This window comes from Gordonia sp. PvP123 (assembly GCF_040547295.1).
In the GTDB taxonomy this organism is placed as follows: Bacteria; Actinomycetota; Actinomycetes; order Mycobacteriales; family Mycobacteriaceae; genus Gordonia; species Gordonia terrae.
In genome coordinates, this window is the sequence record NZ_JBEPPN010000010.1 from 153,586 (window position 1) to 177,153 (window position 23,568).

At 69.5% G+C, this 23,568-nt stretch carries 22 protein-coding genes and 1 riboswitch; of the genes, 7 read left to right on the forward strand and 15 right to left on the reverse strand.

From position 1 onward, the window contains the following. Positions 1-6 precede the first annotated feature (6 nt). Positions 7-1,641: an alpha-(1->6)-mannopyranosyltransferase A gene (locus ABIC25_RS19920; RefSeq protein ID WP_354562840.1), complete on the forward strand. Its 1,635-nt coding sequence runs from the start codon at positions 7-9 to the stop codon at positions 1,639-1,641. Here the strand turns inward: ABIC25_RS19920 and ABIC25_RS19925 are convergent. Continuing rightward, positions 1,610-1,975, reverse strand: coding sequence for an Rv2175c family DNA-binding protein (locus tag ABIC25_RS19925; protein ID WP_004022890.1), 366 nt, complete (start codon positions 1,973-1,975; stop codon positions 1,610-1,612). The two genes, ABIC25_RS19920 and ABIC25_RS19925, sit on opposite strands and share 32 nt — an antisense overlap. Positions 1,976-2,128: 153 nt before the next feature. Here ABIC25_RS19925 and ABIC25_RS19930 point away from each other — a divergent pair, with 153 nt between their 5' ends. Next, positions 2,129-3,343: a protein kinase domain-containing protein gene (locus tag ABIC25_RS19930; protein ID WP_101819449.1), complete on the forward strand. Its 1,215-nt coding sequence runs from the start codon at positions 2,129-2,131 to the stop codon at positions 3,341-3,343. 54 nt (positions 3,344-3,397) lie between these two features. On the opposite strand, the gene ABIC25_RS19935 is transcribed toward ABIC25_RS19930, so the two are convergent. Then, the gene (locus ABIC25_RS19935) at positions 3,398-4,789 is read right to left on the reverse strand and encodes a class II 3-deoxy-7-phosphoheptulonate synthase (RefSeq protein ID WP_033203917.1); all 1,392 of its coding nucleotides are present in this window, start codon (positions 4,787-4,789) and stop codon (positions 3,398-3,400) included. A 43-nt stretch (positions 4,790-4,832) separates the two neighbouring features. Continuing rightward, the gene (locus tag ABIC25_RS19940) at positions 4,833-5,315 is read right to left on the reverse strand and encodes a polyadenylate-specific 3'-exoribonuclease AS (RefSeq protein ID WP_004022893.1); all 483 of its coding nucleotides are present in this window, start codon (positions 5,313-5,315) and stop codon (positions 4,833-4,835) included. Positions 5,316-5,418: 103 nt separating this feature from the next. Between ABIC25_RS19940 and ABIC25_RS19945 the strand changes: the two genes are divergently transcribed. Next, the gene (locus tag ABIC25_RS19945; protein ID WP_354562889.1) at positions 5,419-6,990 is read left to right on the forward strand and encodes a mannosyltransferase; all 1,572 of its coding nucleotides are present in this window, start codon (positions 5,419-5,421) and stop codon (positions 6,988-6,990) included. 4 nt (positions 6,991-6,994) lie between these two features. Here ABIC25_RS19945 and ABIC25_RS19950 read toward each other — a convergent pair whose 3' ends face one another. From ABIC25_RS19950 to ABIC25_RS19975, 6 genes are all read right to left on the reverse strand, one after another. Beyond that, complete coding sequence (locus ABIC25_RS19950; protein WP_101819571.1) at positions 6,995-7,702, reverse strand: lysophospholipid acyltransferase family protein; 708 nt, start codon at positions 7,700-7,702, stop codon at positions 6,995-6,997. A gap of 152 nt (positions 7,703-7,854) precedes the next feature. After that, a complete protein-coding gene (locus ABIC25_RS19955) occupies positions 7,855-8,862 on the reverse strand; it encodes an ROK family protein (RefSeq protein WP_354562841.1) in 1,008 nt (335 codons plus the stop codon). Continuing rightward, positions 8,862-9,395 (reverse strand): hypothetical protein, encoded by a 534-nt coding sequence (locus ABIC25_RS19960; RefSeq protein ID WP_354562842.1) that lies wholly within the window; start codon positions 9,393-9,395, stop codon positions 8,862-8,864. Before ABIC25_RS19960 ends, ABIC25_RS19955 begins: the two co-directional genes overlap by 1 nt. 206 nt (positions 9,396-9,601) lie before the next feature. Next, positions 9,602-10,825 carry an ArsA family ATPase gene (locus ABIC25_RS19965; protein ID WP_354562843.1) on the reverse strand — a complete coding sequence of 408 codons (1,224 nt, stop codon included), beginning with the start codon at positions 10,823-10,825 and terminating at the stop codon, positions 9,602-9,604. A 20-nt stretch (positions 10,826-10,845) separates the two neighbouring features. Further along, the gene (locus ABIC25_RS19970; RefSeq protein WP_004022899.1) at positions 10,846-11,283 is read right to left on the reverse strand and encodes an SRPBCC family protein; all 438 of its coding nucleotides are present in this window, start codon (positions 11,281-11,283) and stop codon (positions 10,846-10,848) included. Further along, complete coding sequence (locus tag ABIC25_RS19975) at positions 11,283-11,738, reverse strand: hypothetical protein (RefSeq protein WP_239401073.1); 456 nt, start codon at positions 11,736-11,738, stop codon at positions 11,283-11,285. Before ABIC25_RS19975 ends, ABIC25_RS19970 begins: the two co-directional genes overlap by 1 nt. 108 nt (positions 11,739-11,846) lie before the next feature. Between ABIC25_RS19975 and ABIC25_RS19980 the strand changes: the two genes are divergently transcribed. Beyond that, complete coding sequence (locus tag ABIC25_RS19980) at positions 11,847-13,655, forward strand: AMP-dependent synthetase/ligase (RefSeq protein WP_354562845.1); 1,809 nt, start codon at positions 11,847-11,849, stop codon at positions 13,653-13,655. Positions 13,656-13,692: 37 nt separating this feature from the next. Here the strand turns inward: ABIC25_RS19980 and ABIC25_RS19985 are convergent, their stop codons facing one another. The 4 genes from ABIC25_RS19985 to ABIC25_RS20000 all read right to left on the reverse strand — a co-directional run bounded on the left by ABIC25_RS19985 (position 13,693) and on the right by ABIC25_RS20000 (position 18,171). Further along, positions 13,693-14,817 (reverse strand): glycosyltransferase family 4 protein, encoded by a 1,125-nt coding sequence (locus ABIC25_RS19985; RefSeq protein WP_033203921.1) that lies wholly within the window; start codon positions 14,815-14,817, stop codon positions 13,693-13,695. Beyond that, positions 14,817-16,211: a hypothetical protein gene (locus ABIC25_RS19990; protein ID WP_354562847.1), complete on the reverse strand. Its 1,395-nt coding sequence runs from the start codon at positions 16,209-16,211 to the stop codon at positions 14,817-14,819. Before ABIC25_RS19990 ends, ABIC25_RS19985 begins: the two co-directional genes overlap by 1 nt. A gap of 6 nt (positions 16,212-16,217) precedes the next feature. Continuing rightward, positions 16,218-17,255 (reverse strand): NlpC/P60 family protein, encoded by a 1,038-nt coding sequence (locus tag ABIC25_RS19995; RefSeq protein ID WP_239401222.1) that lies wholly within the window; start codon positions 17,253-17,255, stop codon positions 16,218-16,220. A gap of 232 nt (positions 17,256-17,487) precedes the next feature. Continuing rightward, positions 17,488-18,171 (reverse strand): C40 family peptidase, encoded by a 684-nt coding sequence (locus tag ABIC25_RS20000; RefSeq protein WP_004022905.1) that lies wholly within the window; start codon positions 18,169-18,171, stop codon positions 17,488-17,490. Between the two features lie 16 nt (positions 18,172-18,187). Next, a riboswitch (cyclic di-AMP (ydaO/yuaA leader) is annotated at positions 18,188-18,419 on the reverse strand. A 612-nt stretch (positions 18,420-19,031) separates the two neighbouring features. Here ABIC25_RS20000 and ABIC25_RS20005 point away from each other — a divergent pair. Continuing rightward, a complete protein-coding gene (locus ABIC25_RS20005; protein ID WP_354562848.1) occupies positions 19,032-20,834 on the forward strand; it encodes a DEDD exonuclease domain-containing protein in 1,803 nt (600 codons plus the stop codon). A gap of 26 nt (positions 20,835-20,860) precedes the next feature. Beyond that, positions 20,861-21,139 carry an Lrp/AsnC family transcriptional regulator gene (locus tag ABIC25_RS20010; protein ID WP_004022908.1) on the forward strand — a complete coding sequence of 93 codons (279 nt, stop codon included), beginning with the start codon at positions 20,861-20,863 and terminating at the stop codon, positions 21,137-21,139. A 37-nt stretch (positions 21,140-21,176) separates the two neighbouring features. On the opposite strand, the gene trpD is transcribed toward ABIC25_RS20010, so the two are convergent. Beyond that, complete coding sequence (trpD, locus tag ABIC25_RS20015) at positions 21,177-22,247, reverse strand: anthranilate phosphoribosyltransferase (RefSeq protein ID WP_004022909.1); 1,071 nt, start codon at positions 22,245-22,247, stop codon at positions 21,177-21,179. Between the two features lie 22 nt (positions 22,248-22,269). Continuing rightward, a complete protein-coding gene (locus ABIC25_RS20020; protein ID WP_354562850.1) occupies positions 22,270-22,755 on the reverse strand; it encodes a hypothetical protein in 486 nt (161 codons plus the stop codon). Positions 22,756-22,908: 153 nt separating this feature from the next. Between ABIC25_RS20020 and ctaE the strand changes: the two genes are divergently transcribed. Then, positions 22,909-23,520, forward strand: a complete 612-nt coding sequence (gene ctaE, locus ABIC25_RS20025; RefSeq protein ID WP_081487040.1) for an aa3-type cytochrome oxidase subunit III — start codon at positions 22,909-22,911, stop codon at positions 23,518-23,520. Positions 23,521-23,568: the final 48 nt, after the last annotated feature.

Genomic DNA, 23,568 nt, shown 5'->3' on the forward strand with positions numbered 1-23,568 from the left:
GCTCCCGTGACACGGGCCGAGCGCAGCTCGACCGGCCGGTTCGATCTGATCCTCGGCGCCGTCGGTTCCCTGCTCGTCTGCCTCGGCAGCTTCGGGGTCGGCGACCCGCCGCGGAACTCGACCGTCCTGTCCGATCTGGGTCTGAGCTGGATCACCTACGGACACGGGAAGAACGTCTTCGGCACCCTGTTCTGGCTGGGCGTCTTCCTCATGGTGTTCGGCTGGGTCCGACTGGGGCGTCGGATCTTCTCCCGCTCTGCTCACACCCCATCGACCCGGACGTTGAGTCGGTGGGTACTGGTGTGGGCCGCCCCACTCCTCGTGGCGGTGCCGGTGTACTCCCGCGACGTCTACGCCTACCTGGCGCAGGGCGCCGTGTTCGGCGCAGGTTTCGATCCGTACGCGGACGGTCCCGCCCACCTACCGGGCCCACTCGTGGACAGCATGGCGCAGGTGTGGGCGACCACGACGGCTCCCTACGGCCCCTTCTTCATGGGCATGCTGCGCGTGGTCACCGAGATCACCGGCGATCACGCGATCATCGGCGTGCTGGCCATCCGGCTCGTGCTGTTGCCCGGACTGTTTCTGGCGCTCTGGGCGATCCCGCGGTTGGCCGAACGGTTCGGGGCCTCACCCCAGGCCGGGCTGTGGCTGGCCCTGTTCAATCCGATGGTCCTGATCCACCTCGTGGCGGGCCCGCACGTCGAGTTGCTCATGATGGGCGTGCTCGTGACCGGGATCGTCCTGGTGGTCGACGGCCGGCATGTGTGGGGTACGTCGGTCCTGGCGCTTGCCGTGTCGATCAAGATCACCGCCGGGATCGCGCTGCCGTTCGTCTTGTGGATCTGGTTGTCGCACATCCGCTCTCGTCGACCGGTGACATCCCGCGACGCGGTGACGGTGTTCACGTCGATCGTCGGCATCGCGGTCGCGGTGTTCGGGGTGTGGACCCTGGCGATCGGTCTGGGACTCGGTTGGCTCACCGGTCTGGGGTGGGCCGACGTCATCATCAACTGGTTCACCGTCCCCACCCTCGCCGCCCATCTCGTCACCCTGATCGCGGCGCCCTTCGTCGCACTCAACCTGCAACCGGTTCTGGAGGTCACCCGGGCGATCGGTTCGGTCGTTCTCGCGGTGACCCTCGTCGCGGTGTGGTGGCGACATCGACACGACGCACGGGATGCGGTGGCCGGGATGGCCTGGGCGATGCTGGCCGTGCTGCTGCTCGAACCGTCGACGCTGCCCTGGTACTACACCTGGGTGCTGGTGATCGCGGTCGCCTTCGACCTGCCGATGTGGGTGCGGGCGACGGTCGTCGGCGCGTCGACCTTCCTGCTGATCGTCTTCCAGCCCGACGACGCGATCGTCTTCTACAAGCCCGTCGAGGTGGCGCTGGCCGCGGCACTCGCGGGCCTCGCGGCGTGGTCGCTGTCCCATCGGGACCCGTTGCGGCTGGGCCGGTTCGGGAGGTGGGCCTGGGGTGCGACCCCGGCCGGCGAGAGCGCTGCTGCGTCGGATGCCATCGCGGAGTCCGGGGTCGAGAAGTCGGCGCGCGCCGACGCCGAACCCGGGGAATTCGAGGCCGGGGAATTCGGGACCGGGGCGCCGGTCAGAAAGCCTGGGCCTGCGCCCGGCGGATGATCTCGCGGGCGAAATCCGTGTGCAACGCAGCTGCCGGGTGGAGACCGAGATCTTCCTGCTCGGTGAACAGCCACTCCATCACTTCGTCGCGCGTGTAACCGCCGTCGATCAGGACCGCCACGAGTCCGTAGAAATGCTTGGCGACGCCGTCCTCGTCCACGAACAGTGCCGGAATCGCCGGGTGGCCATCGTGGCTGACCGCGAGCAGATGATGGTCACGGATGAGTGTGCGCACTCGGTTGGTCGACACCCCGAGACGGTCGGCGACATCGTCGATCGACAGGAACTCGGTGTCGGACGGCAGAGTGTCAGGCGACAACGGTAGGGAACCCACGTCGAAAGGGTAACCGGTCGTCGGAAGCGGGAGAAACCGTCGGGTCGAGACAACCGGCCGAACGAGACCCGCGAAGGCCCGGCGGCAACGCAGTCGGTCTCGGCATCGTGCCGATGCTCTCGACCGGCCCGGGCGGCAGGTAGATTCGGCAGCGTGAACTCCCCCGTCGACACGATGCTCGGGACCGTCCTGGAGGACCGGTACCGGATCGACGCGCCCATCGCGCGCGGCGGGATGTCGGCGGTGTATCTCGCGGTCGACCTGCGGCTGGGGCGCGACGTCGCGGTGAAGGTGATGGACTCCCGCTATTCCGGTGACCCACAGTTCCTGCGCCGCTTCGAGTTCGAGGCGCGTGCGGTCGCCGGCCTGAAGCACCCCGGGCTGGTCGCCGTCTACGACCAGGGCATCGACAACGGCATCGCCTTCCTGGTGATGGAACTGGTCGACGGGGGCAGTCTGCGAGAACTGTTGCGCGAACGCGGCCCGATGCCGCCCCATGCCGTCGTCGCGGTGGCCGCGCCGGTACTGGGCGGACTCGGCACCGCACATGCCGCGGGCCTGGTCCATCGCGATGTGAAACCCGAGAACGTGCTCATCTCGGACGAGGGCGAGGTCAAGGTTGCCGACTTCGGGCTCGTGCGCGCCGTCGCCGAGGCGGGGGTGACCTCGGCGAGCGTGATCCTCGGGACCGCCGCCTACCTCTCCCCCGAGCAGGTCGAGTCCACCCACGCCGATGCGCGCAGCGACGTCTATTCCATGGGTGTGATGATGTTCGAACTCCTCACGGGCAGAACACCTTTCTCCGGCGACTCGCCCCTCGCGCTCGCCTATCAGCGACTCAGCTTCGATGTGCCGGCGCCCGGTGACGTGATCGCGGGGGTGCCCGAGGAGTTCGACGAGATCGTGCTGCGCGCGACCGAACGCAACCCCGCCGACCGGTATGTGGACGGCTTCGACATGCAGCGGGCGCTCCTCGGCGTCGCCGACGAACTCGATCTCCCGCCGTTCACGGTGCCGGCGCCCCGCCGGTCGGCCGAGCGACAGACGGTGTCCCGCTACCGGGGTCCGGATCCCGGCGGGCACGGCACGCGGGTGCAGTCGGTGCCGGGTCCGCACACCCCGGCGTCCGAGCCGGTACGGCAGGCGAACGACACCCCGGTCGAGCAACCGGCGGCCGAACGCGAGGACCTCGCACCGTCGCCGCGGCCCGTGACCCGCCGCACCGCTCGGCCCGAGGCCGTGGAGCCCGAACTCATCGGCGGCAGCCGCCTGGGCGCCCTGATGTGGATCGTCGTCGTGCTGCTGCTCACCGCGGGACTCGGCGCCCTCGGCTTCTGGGTCGGCAGCACGTTCCTCGCGATCGGCTGACTCGCTGCCCCCGAAGGTGCGAGCGCAGCACCTCCGGGGGCAGGGAGCAGAGTGTCAGCCGCGCAGCATCTCCGCGACGAGGAAGGCGAGCTCGAGCGACTGCTGGGTGTTGAGACGAGGATCGCAGGCGGTCTCGTAGCGCCCGCCGAGATCGAGGTCCGAGATCTCCTGTGCGCCACCGAGACACTCGGTGACGTCCTCACCGGTCAGTTCGACGTGGACGCCGCCGGGATGGCTGCCCAGCGCGCGATGGACCTCGAAGAAGCCCTGCACCTCGTCGACGATGCGATCGAAGTGCCGGGTCTTGAAACCGGTCGACGCCTCGTGGGTGTTGCCGTGCATCGGATCGCACTGCCAGATGACCTTGTGTCCGGTCGCCTCGACGGCGCCGACGATCGCCGGCAGCACGTCGCGGACCTTGCCGTTGCCCATCCGCGCGACGAGCGTGAGCCGCCCCGGCACGTTGTGCGGATCGAGCCGCTCGACGTATTCGACGGCCTGCTCCGGGGTCGTCGTGGGCCCGATCTTCACCCCGATCGGGTTGTTCACGAGTTCGGCGAAGGCGATGTGCGCACCGTCGAGCTGGCGGGTCCGCTCGCCGATCCACAGGAAGTGGGCCGACAGGTCGTAGAGGACCTTGCCCGGCCCGTCGGGGTCGTCGGCCAGACGCAGCATGGCGCGCTCGTAGTCGAGGACGAGCGCTTCGTGCGACGCGAAGATGGAGGCGGAGTTCAGATTCGAGTCGGTGACGCCACATGCGTCCATGAACCGCAGACCGCGGTCGATCTCCGACGCGAGCGCCTCGTAGCGCGCGCCGGCCGGTGACGTGCGCACGAACTCACGGTTCCAGTCGTGCACCCGCGTCAGGTCCGCCTCGGCCTGCGTGAGCGCCCGGACGAGGTTCATCGCGGCGGCCGCGTTCGCGTACGCCCGCACCAGACGGGACGGATCGTGTGCCCGCACCGCCGCGTCGGCGGGGAACCCGTTGACCATGTCGCCGCGGTAGGAGGGCAGACCCAGGGCGTCGGTGTCGGACGATCGCGGTTTGGCGTACTGGCCCGCGATCCGCGCGACCTTCACGACCGGCATGCTGGCGCCGTAGGTCAGCACGACGGCCATCTGCAGCAGCGTGCGGATGTTGCCCTTGATGTGCGGTTCGGTGTTGTCGGCGAAGGTCTCCGCGCAGTCGCCGCCCTGAAGCAGGAACGCGCGCCCCTCGGCGACGTCGGCCAGTTGCGCGGCGAGCGTCTGGACCTCGGCGGGCATGCAGATCGGTGGCACCGACTCGAGGACGGTACGCATCTTGCGCGCCTCGTCGGCCGGCCAGCTCGGCTGTTGCACGGCCGGGCGGCTGAGCGCGTCGTCGAAACGCGTCTGGAGATCACCCGGTAGCGGAGGGAGCTCGGGGAGCTCGTCGATCGGCACGTCTACGGTCCAGTTCACCACCCGTCCAGGGTAAAGGAGACGCGGCCGACGACCCGTCCGCGGGTCAGACGCGAGCCTTCTCGATGGCCTCCCAGCGGCGCAGGTTGTGGCGGGCGTCGCTCAGCGCGTCGTGCGCATCCGACGGTGTGGGCGGAAGCGCCGGACGACCAGCGGCCTCCCAGTGCTGTCGCAACTCGCGGGTGAAGCGCGGGATCTCCCGCGGCAGCGCGGTCATCGGACCCCACAGCTGGCAGAGCACCACGTGGTCGTAGGCGCCCACCCAGGCCCACAGCTCGATGTCGGTGCCGTCCGCGGTGAGGAACTCGAGCAGATCCTCGCGGATGCGGCGGCGGTCCCGCCATGCGGAGGACGACGGCGACGGCAGCTTCGGCAACACGTTGGCCCGCACCCAGTCCCCCGCCCGGCCGGGATCGAAATCGGTCGACACCGCATAGAACTCGCGGCCGTCCTCACCGACGACCCCGATCGAGACCAACTCGATGGTGGTGCCGTCCTCGATGAACTCCGAGTCGTAGAAGAAGCGCATGGGTCAAGTATTCACACACCCGCGCACCGACCCGCGCACCGCGCACCGTTTCGCCATACCGCCCTCTGCCTGTCTACCCTGGTATTTCGTGCGCTCCAGGTCTGTGCTGGCGACCGCTCTCCTGGCGGCGTCGATCATCGCGCGGCTCGTCTGGGACACGCTGACCGTGAACGGCAGGAACTTCGTGGACCTGCACGTTTACCGCGACGGTTCGGCGGGTCTCGCCGACGGGTCGCTCTATGTCTTCACCTACGCCGGTGAGACCGACTTCGCGCTGCCCTTCACCTATCCGCCGTTCGCGGCCGTCGTGCTGTACCCGCTGTCCCTCGTACCGTGGGATCTGGTGGCGATCGGCTGGCAGCTGGCGACCTTCGGCGCGTTGTATGCGTGCGTGGTACTCGCCCTGCGCCTGTGCGGGTCGACCACCGACGTCTACGCCGTGGCCGCCCTGTGGACCGCGCCCGCGATCTGGTGTGAGCCCGTGCGGGTCACCCTCGACTACGGCCAGATCAACGTCTTCCTGATGCTGGGCACCCTGCTGGCGGTGACCTGGGCGCGCAGCGACCGGGGGGTACTGGCCGGCGGTGCGCTCATCGGTCTGATGGCGGGTATCAAGCTGACCCCGGCCATCTCGGGTCTCTGGTATCTGGCAGCCCGCAAGCCCCTGGGTGCGGTGGCCGCCGCGGCTGCCTTCGTGTTCACGGTCCTCGGCTGCCTGCTGCTCTTCCCGGACGTCACCCGGACCTACTACGGCACCCTGTTCGGCGACGCCGAGCGCATCGGCCCGGTCGAGGCGGTGATCAACCAGAGCCTGCGTGGCACCCTGTCCCGCTTCGTCGGCTTCGACGTCGGGACGGGCTGGATCTGGATGATCGGCGTCCTGGTCGCGGTCCTGGTGGCCGTGTTCGCCTGGCGGGCGGTCTCCGACGCCCTGGGCATCCTCCTCGTGGTGCAGTTCTTCGGGCTCCTGATCTCGCCGATCTCGTGGGTCCATCACTGGGTGTGGGTCATCCCGCTGGCGATCTGGCTCGTCCACGGCGCCGGGTCACGGCGTCGGGGCGCACGAGTCGTACTCGCGATGTGGGTGGCGGTCGCCGGGCTCGGCATCCCGTGGCTTCTGCGGATCACCATCGAGTACGGTCCCGAGCCCCCCGCGGCACTCGAGGCGATCTTCGGAGCCGCGTGGCCGGTCGCCACCTTCGTCACCTTCGCCTGGATGATCGCGACCCGCGCCGCACGCGACGACCCCCGCGACTCCCGACCGCCCGACGTGGTCGCCGCCGCGATCATCGTCGACGGTCGGTTGCTTCTCGCCCAGCGGTCACGTCCGGCCGAACTCGCCGGCCGGTGGGAACTGCCCGGTGGCCGCGTCGAATCCGGGGAAACGCATGCGGCCGCGCTGGTCCGGGAGATCCGCGAGGAACTCGGCGCCGAGGTCGAACCGCTGGGGGCCGTGGGCTCCCCCGTCGCGCTGCCCGGTGGATTGACCCTGCACGCCTACCTCGCGCGCCTGCGGTCCGGGACCCCGACCGCACTCGAGCACCTGGACGTGCGCTGGTTCTCCGCCGACGAACTACGGCTCTTCGACACCGCCGAGATCGTGCCGGCGGATCGCGACTGGATCCCCGACCTGTGCGCCGTCCTCGACGGCACCCGGGTGGGCGACGCCGGCTGAGCAGTCAGGCGGCGTCGGCAGCGGGCGGCTCGACCGGCGGCGCCTGATTCTTGAGACTCGCGGCGTAGACGTCGACGTACTGCTGACCCGAGAGCTGCATCAGCTCGTACATGATCTCGTCGGTGACCGCGCGTTCGATGTAGCGGTTGCCCTCCATGCCCTCGTAGCGCGAGAAGTCCAGGGGCTTGCCGATGCGCACCGCGACCCGGGTCGGCCGCGGGAGAATGCTGCCGGGCGGGTTGAACTTGTGGGTGTCGATCATCGCGACGGGGATCACCGGCACCCCGGTGTCCATGGCCAGCCGGGCCAGGCCGGTCTTTCCCTTGTAGAGGCGTCCATCCGGCGACCGGGTGCCCTCGGGGTACATCCCCATCAGCTTGCCCTTGTCCAGCTGGCGGCGCGCGGCGGTGAGTGCGCCCTCCGCCGCCTGGGCGCCGGACCGGTCGATGGGGATCTGACCGACGGCGGTGAAGAACCAGCGCTGGAATCCGCCCTTGAGGCCGGTGCCCGTGAAGTACTCGCTCTTGGCGAGGAAGTAGATCCGGCGGTCCACCATCAGTGGCAGGAAGAAGCTGTCCATCACCGCGAGGTGGTTGCTGGCCAGGATCGCCGGGCCGTCGGTCGGGATGTTCTCGTGACCTTCGATGGTCGGCCGGCCGAGGACCCGCAGGATCGGGCCGAGAAAGATGTACTTGAACGCCCAGTACCACATGAGATTCTCCTCGCCGCGCACACCGACCCGATGATTTCCCGCCGGCCGATCGCCCCGCGGAGACCGCGGAACGCACCGGGTGCCCCGACGCCAAGACCTTACCCGCGTCGAACTCTACCGTCCGGCCAGGATCGGCAGGCCGTGCGAAGCGCTCAGAGTCCGGCGGCCGGACGCGACTCGGGCCCGGGTTCGGTCAGGGTGCGGTCGGTCGACCGGATCGCCTGGCGCGCAACCTCTGCCGCGCCGACGACGCCGGCGGTCTCGCCGAGTTGGGTACCGCGGATGCGAGCGAGCTGGCGGTGTCCGGCGCCGGTGACCTGCCGGGCATAGTGTTCCCGGGCCTCGTCGAGGAACAGGCCCGACGCCGCGCCGACGCCGCCGGCCAGCACGATGAGGTCGGGGTCGAAGATGTCGGCGATCATCGCGAGCCCCTGGCCCAGCGACGTCGCGAACCGCCCGAACGCCGCCAACGCCACGGCGTCACCGTCCGCAGCGGCGCGGGCGACGCGACGGCCGGTCAACGACCCGGGATCGGCCGCGACGTCGGCCGCCAGCTGGCTTCGTCCCCAATCGCCGTCGGCGAGCAACTCCACCACGGTGTCCACCAGGGCGGTTCCGCTGCAGTACCGCTCCCAGCAGCCGCGCTTGCCGCAGGCGCAGGCACGCCCGTCCGGGACGATCGTGAGATGTCCGAGTTCCGGTGCGACACCGTAACTTCCGCGGTAGATCTCCCCATCGATGACGAATCCCGCGCCGATTCCGGTACCGATCGCCAGCACGACGGTGTTGTGTCCGCGCGCGGCGGCCCCGAACCGCCATTCGGCCACCGCCGCGGCGTTGGCGTCGTGTTCGGCGAAGACCGGGATGCCGACGCGCCTGGTCATCTCCTCGGCCACCGGCGCCTCACGCCAGGGCAGGTGCGGCGCGAACCGGACGATCCGGCGGTCGGTGGTGAGGAAACCGGCGATCGCGAGCCCGACGGCCTTGGCGTCCCACCGCGACGTCAACTCGCCGACGAGCCGGTCCAGGCAGTGCTCGAGCGCGTCCGCGGTGGGCGGGGTCTGCGCGCGGAGCGTGTCGAGCATCGTCCCCCGGTCGTCGACGACCGACGCACGCACGCTGGTGCCGCCGATGTCGATGCCGATCGTCAAGTCGCCCATCAGTTCTCCTGCCCGGGGCCGGATGCGGGGGGCGGTGCGGTCGGGCGCGGTGCGGTCGGGCGCGGTGTGGTCGGGCGCGGTGCGGTCGGGCGCGGCGACCCGGCGTCGCGATCGGTTGCCGCCACGTTGACCCGCACCGCGATCGGCTCGTACTGGCGCGGGGTCGCGGATGAGGTGGGCGAGGAGCGCAGCGCCTCGGCGATGGCCTCGAGCACGGCGATGACGGCCGCTATCAGACGGGCGACGAGGTCACCGATCTCCGCGAGCAGCGAGGTGATCTCCCCCGATGCCCCGGAGAGCGCATGTCCGAGCGGACCACCGTCGACGAGGGCCGCGAACCCCGGCCGGGCGCCTCCCACATCCCCACCATCGGGAGTGGCCGACGGCGGAGCCGGCGTGAAGAGAGCGGCCAGGTGGTCGATCTGGGCGGCCAGCCCGAGCAGCAGGTCACGGACCGGGTCGGCGGGTCCGTCTCGACGCTCGTGCGCGGACCCGTCACCGGCCTGCCGGAACGTCTCGTCGTCCGTGCCCATCGCGAACTCACCCCTTCTCCTGGCCCCGCGCGTACACCCACCCGCGTGTCTGTCGTCGGGGTCATCGGCACCGTACCCTGCCGGGTCGAACAGTGCGGTCTCCGAACGTACCCCGACCGGGTCGGATCATTCCACCATCGCCGTTCCCGCTGGTCGTCGGAGCGACTTGCGGTGTCGACGATGCATGCGGGCTGATCGGATCGGTTCTACGACCGGGGCCAGACCGACGGATCGGGGACGAACCCGATCCCCAGCCTCGCTCCGTCCCAGTCGGCGTCGACCACCGTGCATCGCCGCAGGACCGAGGGCAACCGCACCGGATGACGGAATCCCGCGATCGTCACCAGCAGGTCGTCTCCGCTGCGCCCCAGGGCCAGCGAGTCCGGATCCGGCAGGCGCTGCGGCCAGGACAACCGGTACACCGGGCCCGCCGGCCTCCCGTCCACGCGGCCCTGACCCGCCTCGACCTCGGCCGCGGCCGACCCCCGCGGCACGCCGTGCGGCTCGGGCAACGTCACCGACAGCTTGCGCAGCCGGGCCATGCGATCGATCGTGTCGGCCGATTTCTCGACCACCTGGACGTGCACGGATCGGGAGCCGACGGCGTCCGCGAGTTCGGCCTGCACCATGTCGGCGATCTCGGCCGCCGACTCGGCACCGACACCCGCGTTGACCTGGACCGAGGCCAGCGGCAATCCCATGAGGTCGGCGGCGGCGAGGTGATACCCGGTCAGCCGCCGGCTCCGGTCATCGGCGGCGAGCACGAGATGTACCGCGACCGCGTGTGGGTCGGCGAGCAGCTCGGCGATGTCGAGGCAGTCCCGGTCGATGGCGTCGACCGCGGCCGTCAGCTGGGCGACCATCGGACGTTCGGCGGCCATCGCGAGACGCCGGTGCCGAGGCCAGAACCGGTTGAGCGCCTGGCTGAGAACCGCTCCGCCACGCAGGAATTGGAGCGGGTCACCACACCCGGAGCAGTCGACGACGATCCGCTGCCACCGGCCGCTGACCGCCTCGTCGCGGATACGCCGCAGGAGCAGGAAGTCGTCGATCCCGGGCAGTGCGGTGAGCTCGGCGGCATCGATGCCCGCCAGTACGCCGACCCCGGGAAGCATCGTCTTGCTGCGGCTCACCGTCTGCTCGAGCACCTCCGCGAACGCCGACCACGTGCGTTCGGTGAGGTCCAGCCGATCGAGGCTCAGCAGGTGCAGGTATTTGGACACCACGATGGGCTCACCCGGCCGGCGATACACCCGCGCCCAGTCGTGCACCGGCGACCAGCGGTCGACGGTGATGAGAAGCGTGTCGGGTTCGGCGACAGCGAGGCCCGATCGGGGCGCCGCGCGGGTCGCCCGGTTGGCGGCGGGACGCCGGGTCGCGCCGGCGGCTGCGATCGCGGAGACACCAGAACCCCCCGGACCGAGCACCACGTGGATGGGTGTGAGATCGATCAGCCTTCGACCCTTTTCTTGAGGTCGTTCAGTGCGGCGTCGGTGATGGCCTTCTCGGCGCGTCGCTTCAGTTGTCCGATCATCGGCACCTGGAGATCGACCATGAGTTCATAGGTCACCTTCGTCGATCCCGGAACCTGCTGGGTGAGTATGTAGCGGCCGCGTTGATCCTTCTGCAGATCACTCGACACGAGGCGCCAGGAGACCGATGTGGTGTTCGGATCCCATTCGTAGGCAAGCACATACGTGTCCTGCAGGACACCGGCGTCGAGGACGAAGCGAACCTCCAGGGCGCGGCCGGACTCATCGGCGCGCAGCACCTCGACCTCGCGGGCGGCGGTCACCCACTCGGGGTAGTGCTCGAAGTCGGCGATGACGGCGAGGATGGCGTCGGCATCGGCGCCGATCACGATGTCGCGTTCGGTGTGGTCGGCCATCACGGCGCCCCGGTCGCGGTCGTGTGCGGTCCGGGAGCCCGGTCGTGGCCCGCAGCGGGGCCGCCGACGACACGGCCGTCCTCGAGCAGTCGTTTGACCTCGAAGGAGACCTCTTTGCCCGTCACCCGACGCTGCTTGTTGGCCTCGGCCAGCACGTCGGCCCGGGCTCGCGGGTCCTCGGGCAGGGGGGCGGTGGGCTCGGCATGGAGGAAGTAGTGCAGCACGAAGCCGTCGAGCACCGCCTCGTTCCAGATCTCCATCGTCCCCGACACCGGACCCTCGACCCGCCAGCGCACGCCCTGCTCGCCCCGGTCCTCGGTGACCGCCAGCCGGAGGTCCGGCCACCACTTGCGCCAGTTGGCGGGGTCGCCGATCACGGCGGCTGCCGACGGCGGTGCCGCGGCGACGAAGACCTCGTCGGCCACCTGGATGCTCGTCACGCCCACTAGCTTCACATACTCGCGTCGGCGCAGGGTAGTGCACCCGAAACCGACGTCGCGATCAGTCCGATTCAGCAGCGGGGATACGATTCGGTGACTGATGTCTACTGGAGGGTAACCACGATGGGTGAGTACAGCGTGCCCGCGAAGTTCTCGATCGCCGACGACGAGAACTGCACGAACATCATCTTCGGCCTGGCGGAGCGATCACCGCAGCACATCGTGTTCCGCCACAAGCAGGGCGACCGGTGGGAGCCGGTCACCGCCGCCGACGCCGCGTCCCGGATCTCCGCGATCGCCAAGGGCCTGATCGCCTCCGGCGTCAATCCCGGCGACCGCGTGGCACTGCTGTCGCGCACCCGCCTCGAATGGAACCTCTTCGACTTCGCGATCTGGTCGGCCGGCGCGATCACCGTCCCGATCTACGATTCGTCCTCCGCAGGTCAGATCGAGTGGATCATGCAGGATTCCGGCGCGGTGGCGATCGTCCTCGAAGACGACGGTCATCGCGCCGAGTTCGAGTCCATCGACTCCCTCGCCACGCCGGTCACCGTCTTCCAGATCGATCGCACCGACGCGCCGGGTGCCGTCGACGAACTCGTCGCGGCGGGCGCCGACGTCCACGACGACGAGGTCGCAGCCCGCCGGGCCACCGTCAAGGCCGCCGATCCGGCGACCCTGATCTACACCTCGGGGACCACCGGACGCCCGAAGGGTTGTGAACTGACCCACGCCAACATGCTCTCCGAGGTGCGGGCGGTCCTCGCCGGCGACATCCTCGACAAGGTCATCGCGCGCGACGAGAAGCGTCTGCTGATGTTCCTCCCCCTCGCCCACGTGCTCGCCCGCGCCATCACGCTCGTCGCCATCGAGGCCGGCGCGGAGGTCGGACACACCAGCGACATCCCGAACCTGGTGGACGAATTCGCCGTCTTCAAACCGTCACTCATCCTGTCGGTGCCGCGCGTGTTCGAAAAGGTCTACAACACCGCCCGGCAGAAGGCGCACGACGGCGGCAAGGGCAAGATCTTCGACGCCGCGTCCGACACCGCGATCGCCTACTCGCAGGCGACGGAGAAGGGGCAGGTCGGTCTGGCGCTGAAGATCAAGCACGGCGTCTTCGACGCCCTCGTCTACAAGAAGCTCCGCGCCGCTCTCGGCGGTGAGTGTCAGATGGCGATCTCCGGCGGCGCTCCGCTCGGCGCCCGCCTGGGACACTTCTTCTCCGGCGTCGGCGTGCCCGTCTTCGAGGGGTACGGTCTCACCGAGACCACCGCCGCCTTCAGCGTGAACACCCCGTCGGCGTCGAAGATCGGCAGTGTCGGGAAGCCGTTGTCGGGCAACGCTGTCCGAATCGGCGACGACGGTGAGGTGCTGCTGCGCGGCGGTGTCGTCTTCACCGAGTACTGGCAGAACCCGGAAGCCACCGCGTCCGCGGTGGTGGACGGCTGGTTCCACACCGGCGACCTCGGCACCGTGGATGCCGACGGATTCATCACGATCACCGGGCGCAAGAAGGAACTGATCGTGACCGCCGGCGGCAAGAACGTCTCCCCCGCCGGACTCGAGGACGTCATCCGCGCGAACGCCCTGATCTCGCAGGCAACCGTCGTCGGTGACGCGAAACCTTTTGTGGCCGCACTGATCACGATCGATCCCGAGGCGTTCCCGGCGTGGAAGGAACGCACCGGGAAGCCCGCGTCCGCGACGGTCGCCGATCTCGCCGACGACGCCGACCTGCGCGCCGAGGTCCAGTCGGCCGTCGACCTCGCCAACAAGACGGTGTCGCATTCCGAGGCCATCAAGAAGTTCCGTATCCTGCCGACCGATTTCACCGAGGAGACCGGTGAGATGACACCGACCCTCAAGGTCAAGCGCAATGTCGTCGTGGAGAAGTTCGCCGGCGACATCGAGGCGATCTACCAGCGGTGAGCTCGCCGCCGGCGTGGTCCGCCGGCGCCGGTTGCCCTCAGAGCAACTGGCGCAGGCGGGCCGCCATCTGGCTCCACTGCCAGTTCTCGACGACGTAACGCCGCCCGGCCCGGCCCATCTCGGCCGCCGCCGCACGATCGGAGAGGATCGACAGGATGGCCAGGGCGACGGCGTCGACGTCGGTGCCGTCGACGGCGGTCCCGGTGACCCCCTCGTCGATGGTCTCCGGCGCACCACCGGACAGACCCGCGACCACGGGCACGCCGGACGCCGACGCCTCCAGGTAGACGATGCCCAGCCCCTCGACGTCCAGTCCACGACCCCGCGTCCGGGACGGCATCGCGAACACATCGGCGATGTTGTGGTAGGCCGCGAGTTCGTCGGCGGGCACCGAACCGGTGAAGACGACATCACCCGCCACCCCCGTGTCGGCGGCGAGGTCGCGCAGGGTCTTCGCGTAGGGACCTCCACCGACGATGACAAGCGCGGCGTCGGGAATCGTGCGCCGGATCAGCGGCAACGCACGGATCAGGACGTCCTGTCCCTTGCGTGGCACGAGACGCGACAGACAGAGGATCGTCGGTCGCTCCCCCAGATCGAGACGGTCGCGAAACTGCTGACGCAGCACCGGGTCCGGGGCGAAGCGCTCGGTGTCGACACCCGGGGGCAGATGTTCCAGCGCCGCCCGCGCGCCGAAGGCCGACGCGAACCGGCCGCGGGTGTAGCGGCTGACGAAGGTGATCACGTCGGAGTGGCGACCGATGTGACCGAGAACCTGGCGCGCGCCCGGGAGCATCGACCACCCGACCTCGTGGCCGTGCGTGCTCGCGATGATCCGCTGCGCGCCCGCGCGACGCATCGCCGGCGCCAGCACGGCCAGCGGCGCGGCCGCCCCGAACCACACCGTCGAGATCTGTTCCCGGCGCACGATCTCGGCGGCGCGGCGGGCGACGAACGGCGTGGGCAACATGAGGGTCGTCGGGTGCCGGTACACCCGGTAGGCCGCGGCTGCATCGAACTTCTCGTGCGAGTCGCCCCGCCAGCGCGGCGCATAGACGACGACGTCCTCCGGCGGCAGCAGATCCACCAGGTTCTGCAGGTAGGACTGGATACCACCGGGCCGGGGCGGAAAATCGTTGGTGAGCAACAACGTCCGGGTCATCAGCCGACCTGCCGGACGAGCCAGCGCTGCCAGCCGGTGATCAGTTCGGCGCGCGTCAGCCCGAGGGTCGAGGTGATCGCCGCGTCTTGGGCCGCGGGCACGGCCGACGCCGCGACACCCATGTACATCTTCTTCAGGTGGGCCTCGTCGAATCGATCGGCGACGTAGGCGGCCAACGACCACGCACTCTGATAAGCCACCAGTGAAGTCTGCCCGTCCATCGCGAAGTCGGCATCGGCGGGTGGGCCCGCCGGGAGCGCACCGGTGCGCACGGCCGCAGTCAGATCGGGCGCGGCGTCGGCGAACCGCGTGTATGTGCCCTTGCGGCCGACATATTCGGCGACGCCCTCGGTGATCCACAACGGCGCGTCGAGAGCGGTGGAGGTGCGGGCGGCGACGTGCGTCAGCTCGTGCCGGAGCACGACGGCGAGAGTGGGAGGCGCGAACTCCCGCGCCGTCGGGGTCAGGATGATCCGCTGACCGGTCGCGGTGCGCTGCACCAGGTCCACGGTGCTGTGCACCGTGGCGGCGGCTGCCGCGCCGGTGGCCGCGCGCCCGCCGGGCACCAGTGCGGTGAACTGGTCGTCGGTCGCGGTCGCCACGACGACGGCACGACGATCCCAGGACCCACCCCAGAACGCGGTGACGGCGTCGACCGCTCCGGGCAGTTCACGTCGCAGCGTCGCTGCTGTCGGCGCTGTCCGGAGGTACGACGCGACCACCGATGTACCGCCGGCCGTGGCGGTGTCGGCGACCTGGAGTCCGGGCAGCTCCCACATCTGCGTCGGGGGCGGCTCGCGCCCCAGGACCTCGGCGTCGCCGACGAGGCGCCACTCGTCGCCGTGACGGGCGACCACGAACTGCGTACCGACGACCACCTCGGACTCCGCGATACCCGGGGCGGTCTCGCCGCCGAGCGCGTAGCGCAGCTCCACCGGCGCCACCCAGGAGTCCGAACTCCCCCCGGCGTCGAGGAGCTCCTGGAGGTCGCCGGGGACGAGCACCTCCGCCTCTTCGGTGGGCGCGAGCTGATACGTGAACGTGGCGAACCGCAGGATCCCGGAACGACCGTCCCGCGGCGTGAACCGGCGGGGCGCGAATGTGCCGGTCGCGGTGGCGAATCTGTTCCGGAACGCCGGCGTCGCGGCGGTGTCGAACAGGGCGCCGATCGCCCGGACATCGCCGGAGCGCACGGTCTCGGTGAGCGACTCGAGCAGTCGGGTCACCCCCGCGGCACGATCACGCTCGTAGACGTTCACCTCGGTGGTCGACGACGCGGGTGCGGCGGACGAGCCCCCGCCGGGAACTCCGACCGTGCCGCATCCGGTGGCCACGACAACGGTCAGGACGACAGCGGCCAAGGCCGGGCCGGCACGTCTGCGCCGTGGGGTCACCGGGGACTAGAACCGGCGGGCGGAGTTGTACGGGCCGGCCTCGTCGATCGGCACCACCTTCACCGGGACGCCGAAGGTCGACGCATGGATGACATAGCCGTCGCCGACGTACATGCCGACGTGGTGCGCGTCGGGGTAGTAGATGATCAGGTCACCCGGCTTGAGATCGTCGCGGCCGACGGATTGCCCGCCACCCATCTGCGCCTCGCTCGAGCGCGGGATGGTCTTGCCCGCCTGCTTGAACGCCCAGACCATGAGACCCGAGCAGTCGAACGAGTTGGGTCCGGTGGCGCCCCACACGTACGGATCACCGATCCGGGTCAGGGCGGCCTGGACCGCGACGAGTCCGGCAGCGGTGCCCCTGGGCACCAGGCGCGGATCGAAGTCGAAGGTGGGTCCGCGGAGCGCGGCGAGCTGCTTGCCGGTCATGGACTTGTAGATCGCCCGGATCTGGATCGCCTGGAGCTGCAGGTCGGCCTGCTTCGTCTGCAGATCACCGCGCACGCGCTCGGCGCGGGAGACCGCCTCGGAGGCCGCCACCGCCGTCTGCTCGGCGTCCTTCTTCGCGACCGCCGTCTGAGCACGGACCTTCTTGATGGCGGTGAGATCCGCCGACGCCTGACGGGAGATCATGTCCAGGCCCGACATCTGGTCGAGCAATGCCTGGGGCGAGTCGCTGATCATCACCGCGTAGAGCCCGCTCACGCGGGCACCCTGGTAGCTGGCGCGCACGATCGCGTCGACCCGGTTCTGATGCACCGCGAGCTGGGCACGGCTCGTGTCGAGCTTCTGCTGCGCTTCGGCCGCCGCTGTCTTGGCCGCCGTCACGATGCCGCGCTGCTTGTCGTACTCGATCTTCGCGTTGTGCATCGCCTCGGTGGTCTTCTCCGCGTCGACGCCGAGCTGCTTGTAACGGTCGAGCAGTTGATCCGCCGAACGTGCGGGCACCGCGCGGGCGGCACCGACCCCGCCACCGACCGTCGGTACGAGCACGGCGAGCGCCGACAGGACGCAGACCGCAAGCATCAGCGGACCCGAACGCATACGTGGCCGCGTTGCGCGAGCCCGTCCCTCCCCGATCAGCACGGTCCTACTCACTCCCTCGTGTGTGCTCGTCGCTCCCTGAGCAACCCGGGTCGTCGTCACCCGTGCCCCACGTCCCGTCGACCACCCTAGGCCGCCGACAGGCCCCCGGGACTGGTTCGGGCGGATCGCGATCCACGCGACCCGCCCGTCCAGAGACCCTCGTGCTCAGTCTGTTCGTGTTCGGTTGTGGTCAGTACCGACGGATGCCCGTCAGCGTCCACTCCTTAACGGCGTCGCGCTTGACCGGCGTGCCGTAGTTGGACGAGTGGACGAACTGGCCGTTGCCGACGTAGATGCCGGCGTGGCCGCCACCGTTGAAGATCATCACGTCGCCGGGCTTGGCGTCGGAGTAGGACACCGCGCGTCCGCCACCGAGCTGGCCGTAGCTGTCACGCGGGATGTTCTTGCCGGCCTGCTTGTAGGACCAGTAGACGAGGCCCGAGCAGTCGAAGGCGTTGGGGCCGGCGGAGCCGTAGGAGTACGGGGAGCCGATCTTGCTCTCCGCGGCCTTGACGGCCTTCTCACCTGCGGTCAGCTGCGGCTGGCCGAGCGGGGCGCCGCCCTGCGGGCGGAACTGCTGCGGAATCTGGTCCGGCGCGATACCCGGCACGGTGAACTGTCCCAGGTTGGGGATCTCGACCGTGGCCGCGGGCGACTTCTTCACGGGTGTGGCCTGAGGTGCGGGCTTGGCCTCCGGGGCCTTCGCACCGGGCAGTGCCGGGATCTCGAAAGTGCCCAGCGGGGTGTGGACCGGGGCGGCGAGAGCAGGGCCTGCGGCGGCGGCGAGCGAACCGAGCGTGATCGATCCGGCGATCACCGCCTTCTTGGCGACCGTGCTGCCACGATTGGGCTGTTCCAAACGATGTTTGGCCACGAAGCGAGTTCTCCTTCAGATCTTCCTGTACCGCCGACCGAGTTAGCTGTCGGGTTCGGGCCGGAAGAGTGGCCCTACGCGTGTTTCGCGCATGAGGTATCCACTGGACACTCATGCGTGGCAACGCGATTCACCCCGATTCGGAACGGTTTCGCGAGAAGCGCATCGATGATGATGCGCTCCGACGAGCCCGCCCGAAGGTTGTGGTTCCCCGGTTCGCCGCGAGGGCGATTGAGCGGTGACTACTGCGGACCACTTCTGTTGAAGCGGGACGCTCCGCAAGGTCTCAGAAAGGTTACGAAATCGGATGCGCCCTGTCCACTAGGCGACGGACAGCCAAACCTGGGCCGATTCTCAGCCCGCCCTGAGGACCGTCACAGAGGCGTGCCGATCTGGCCCCTGAACTGCTTCTTTGGCGGATCTTGCAGATCGTGCAGCACTACTCGTCACCATTGCAGCAGCCTGCAGAACGTCGATGGCGAGGTCGATCTCGGCGTCCGCCTCGACCGTTGACGCCGTTACCGAAACTCCACCTTGGTCCGCCATATCGTCCCAGCTCGGACCGCCAAACAGCACCGTCATCATGCACCCGTCACAGGCGACGGGACGGGCGGGGCAGCGCGCGCAGTCGACGTACATAGTGTGATCTCCATCTCATCTGGTGAGGCGGGGCCGTGTCGGCCCTCGTAGGGGTCGTGGTCACCGTGAGAACACCGCATTTCTCACGTCCAGGCGGAGAGTAGGAGCGACCACCGACAAGTCCGTCGAACAGCGATCGACACAGCAGTCACAGCAGTCACATGAGCGACGCTCGGTGCGCCGCCGTCGCGCTGTCGGTGGATCGAACTAGTGTTCGCCGGGTGACGCAGACCAGCGTGGCCGGCTCCCCCGCCGGGCAGCTCACCTTCGCCGACCTGGAGGCCGCCGATCAGGTGGCCACGGGTGACTCGTCGAACGAGTTCAGCGACCGCTCCCTCTTCGACACGACTCTCGTCGTGGTCGACCTGGAGACCACCGGCTCCGATCCGGCACGCGACCGGATCACCGAGATCGGCGCGGTCAAGATCCGCGGCGGCGAGATCATCGGCGAGTTCGCCACCCTCGTCGATCCCGGCCGGCCCATCCCGCCGCAGATCGTCACCCTGACCGGCATCACCACGGCCATGCTGACCGACGCACCGCGGATCGAGTCGGTCCTGCCCTCGTTCTTCGAGTTCGCTCGCGGCTCGATCCTGGTGGCGCACAACGCTCGATTCGACATGGGCTTCCTGCGTCAGAACGCGATCCGGCTCCAGCTCCCGTGGACGTTCGGCCTGAGCCTGTGCACGGTGACCATGGCCCGGCGCATCCTCACCCGCGACGAGGCACCGACCGTCAAGCTCAGCGCCCTCGCCGACCTGTTCGACGTCGCGGTGCGACCCACCCACCGGGCACTCGACGACGCGCGCGCCACGGTGGAGGTCTTCCACCGACTCCTCGAACGCGTCGGCAACCAGGGCATCGCGACCGTCGGTGACCTGACGTCCTACCTTCCACGGACCGACCCGCGGCTACGGGCCAAGCGCACGCTGGCCGACCACGTCCCCTCCCGTCCCGGTGTCTACCTCTTCCGCGGACCGTCGGACGAGGTCCTCTATGTGGGTACCGCGGTGGACCTCCGCCGTCGGGTCCGGTCGTATTTCAGCGGGAGCGACCCGCGTCGCCGCATCGCCGAGATGGTTCTCCTCGCCCAACGGGTCGACTTCGTGGAGTGCTCCCATCCCCTGGAGGCCGCGGTTCGCGAACTGCGGCTGCTGGGCGCACACGCACCGGCGTACAACCGTCGTTCGACGCAGCCGCACAAGGGATGGTGGGTGACCCTGACCGAAGAACGCTTCCCGCGCCTGAAGGTCAGTCGCACGCCCACCGACGAATCCGTCGGCCCGGTCGGCAACCGCACCAACGCGGCGACCGTCGCCGATGTGATCTCGGCGGCCGCGGGCCTGCGGACGTGCACCAAGCGGCTCGGCGCCAACGGCTACCACTGGTGCCCCGACGCCGACGGGCGCCGACGCCCGGGCTCGTGCCGGGCCGCCACCACGCAACCACAGACGGTCCCCGACTACTCCCCGCGCGTCACCGCGGCTCGACGGCTCATGCGGGGTGAGGCCGACGAACTCCTCGACGGCCTCACCGCACGCCTCGCCGACCTCGCGCAGGCCCACATGTTCGAGACCGCGGCGCGACACCGGGACCGGCTCGCGCTGACAATAGACACCCTCGCCCGCTGTCAGCGGCTGGCGGCGCTCTGCGCGATCGCCGAGATCGTCGTCGCGCGACCCGACGGCGAACGGGGATGGCAGTTCGCGGTGATCCGGCACGGACGCCTCGCGGCAGCCGGACGGGCACGACGCGGCGTCTCCCCCATGCCCGTCGTCGACGCGCTGGTCGCCGCGGCCGAGACCGTGCTGCCCGGCGACGGACCGCTGCGCGGCGCGCCGGCCGAGGAGGTCGGTCTCGTCTACCGCTGGATGACCGAGCCGGGCGCGCGCATCGTCTCGACGAGCGAGCCGGTCGCACTACCGGCCGGCTCGGCCGAACGCCGGCTCGGCTGGTCGCAGTCGGCGCACGACGCACGTGCGGCCAGGCCCGGCACCGACCCTCGCGTGCGACAGGCGAGCTGACCGGGACACACCACTAGGCTGACGGCATGATCACTGCCATCGTCCTCATCCAGGCCGACATCCACCGCATCCCGGAGACGGCACAGGCCGTCGCCGACATCCCCGGGGTCGAAGAGGTGTACTCCTGCGCGGGCGATGTCGACCTGATCGCGAAGATCCGGGTGCGCGACCACGAGCAGATCGCGACGGTCGTCACCGGCGAGATCAACCGGCTCCCGGGCGTGCTCAAGAGCGCCACCCACATCGCCTTCCGCAGCTACTCCAGCTCCGACGTCGAAGGCGGATTCTCCATCGGCGAGAACTGACTCACCAGCACGTCAGGTGATGAGGGCCCTGCAGTCGTCAGGCGTGTGCCGCGAGCTGACCGCTGAGATCGGCCCACCGCTGCAGCAGGTCCGCGGCAGCACCGTTGTCGATCGCCTCCGCGGCGCGGCCCTTCGCCGCGCCCAGCGCGTCGGTCAGTTCCGCCGAGGTCATGGGTGCGTCCTGTTCGAAGGCGACGATGGCCCCGGCCGAATTCAGCAGCACCGCGTCGCGGACCGGACCGGTGGTCCCGGCCAGGAGCTCGCGCGCGATCGCGGCATTGACCGTCGCGTCACCGCCCTGCAGAGACGACAGCTCAACGCGCGCGATGCCCAGATCGGTGGGATCCACGCTGAGTTCGTTGACCTGCCCCGCGATGACCTGCCACACCGTCGACGTGGTGGTGGTCGTCAGTTCGTCGAGACCGTCGTCGCCGCGGACCACCAGCGCGGAGCCGCCGCGCTCGGCGAAGGCCCGGGCCAGGACCGGGGCCAGGTCGGCGAATGCGCAACCGATGAGCCCGCGCGACGGTGTCGCGGGGTTGGTCAGCGGCCCCAGCACGTTGAAGACGGTCGGGATGCCGATCTCCTTGCGCGGGGGGCCGGTGAACCGGAACGCGGGATGGAACACGGGCGCGAAGCAGAACCCGATCCCCAGTTCGTCGACACATCGGGCGACCGCCGCGGCGTCGAGGGAGATGTTCACGCCCAGCGCCTCGAGCACGTCGGCACCGCCGCTCTTCGACGACGCCGCCCGGTTGCCGTGCTTGACCACCGCGACCCCCGAGGCGGCGATGACGATCGACGTCATCGTCGAGATGTTCACCGTGTGCGACCGGTCACCGCCGGTGCCGACCACATCGACCGCCGGCCGGCTGACGTCCACGAGCGTCGCGTGATCGAGCATCGCCCGCGACAATCCGAGGAGCTCCGCGGGCGCCGCCCCCTTCATCTTCACGCCGACGCCGAAGGCGGCGACCTGAGCGCCGGTCGCGCTGTCGGTCATGATCTCGTTCATCGCCCACGCGGCCTCGTCCGCGCTCAGGTCGAGGCGATCGACGATCTTGCCGAGGATCTGCGGCCAGCTGAAGTCGGACTGTGCGGTACTCACGAGGAGAAAGCCTAGTGTCTGCTCAGCCGGACGGACGCTGGAGGACGGCCCACTCGCGCACGAATCCGCCGTGCCGCGAGCCGAGGCTGGCCATGCGGGATCGTTCTTGCGACAGATGCATGGCGTCGAGCAACTGGACCCGCGCCAGGACCAGGACGACCAGTCCGTCCTCGCGCGCCGCCGGTCTCGGCCCCCAGCGCTCGTCCTCGACCGACTCGTAGCCGTCTAAGGCGGCGACGGCCGCCGCCTCGGACCGCCGCTCGGGCGGCACCTCGACGTGATGGCGCAGGATGACCTCCTCGTCCGCCCGCCACGACGACGCGTCGAGGGCGACCGAACTCGCGATCGCATCGTCATCGGAACTCGCCACCACCTCCACCCGTTGGTCCAGTGTCAGCGGTCCCGCCTCGGCACGCGGGCGAAGGCGCGCACGGAGACGGGCCAAGCGGCTCTGCTCGACCACACGGCCGTTGAGATCGCGGGGGCCGGGTGAGGTCGAACTCGACATGAACACACGGTAGCGAGCCGGGCCCGCGCCAGGCGCCTCCAGGACACGCCGACGGCCGGCCGATACCGGCGCGGACCTGCACCGGGAGAATTACTCGGAGGCAATTTCCGACCCGGGTGGCCACCGCTTACTACGAACCGTCATACTTCACTTGTGACAAGCGCTGTAGGTACCTCAGGAACAGCCATCACCTCGCGCGTGCACTCGCTGAACCGGCCCAACATGGTCAGCGTCGGCACGATTGTGTGGCTGTCCAGTGAGCTCATGTTCTTCGCTGGCCTCTTCGCGATGTATTTCGTCGCCCGTGCCAACTCGGCGGTCGGCTGGCCGCCGCCGCCGACCGAGCTGAATCTCGCCCTCGCCATCCCGGTGACGACGGTGCTGATCCTCTCCTCGGTGACCTGCCAGATGGGTGTCTTCGCTGCCGAACGCGGCGACGTCTTCGGCCTCCGCCGCTGGTACGTCATCACCCTGGCAATGGGCACGTTCTTCGTCTGCGGTCAGGCGTACGAGTACTACCACCTGGTCGAGCACGGCACGACCCTCGCGTCAGACGCCTATGGCTCGGTCTTCTACATGACGACCGGCTTCCACGGCCTCCACGTCATCGGTGGTCTGATCGCGTTCGTCTACCTGCTCATCCGGACCAAGCTGTCGAAGTTCACGCCGGCGCAGGCAACCGCCGCAATCGTTGTCTCTTACTACTGGCACTTCGTCGACATCGTGTGGATCGGACTCTTCGTCACGATCTACTTCATCCGATGACATCGGCGACCTCGCTCTAGAACAACAGCCCGTCCCGCTTAGTAGAGA